At 56.0% G+C, this 207-nt stretch carries 1 pseudogene; it reads left to right on the top strand.

Annotated elements, in window-relative coordinates:
• Window positions 1–8 precede the first annotated feature (8 nt).
• Window positions 9–207 (top strand): annotated as a pseudogene (locus tag HMPREF2888_RS13235) (hypothetical protein); the annotation flags it as partial.

Genomic DNA, 207 nt, shown 5'->3' with positions numbered 1-207 from the left:
CCCAGGTTTTGTTCCGTTTGAGTAGATGGGAAAATCTGGAATATGCCGAGAAAATTTGACCAGGATGCGAAGGACCGCGTGGTCCGTCTCGTTGAGGACCGCATCTTGGCGGAAAATATGTCGATGCAAGCCGCGTGCCAGGCAGTGGCTCCAAAGTTGGGGGTTTCATGGCACACAGCTCGCCAATGGACCCAGCAGGCCCGCCGT

The organism is Corynebacterium sp. HMSC077D03, from assembly GCF_001808545.1.
In the GTDB taxonomy this organism is placed as follows: Bacteria; Actinomycetota; Actinomycetes; order Mycobacteriales; family Mycobacteriaceae; genus Corynebacterium; species Corynebacterium simulans.
The sequence above is the reverse complement of the archived record's forward strand: the minus strand, read 5'-3'. Positions and strand labels throughout refer to the sequence as shown.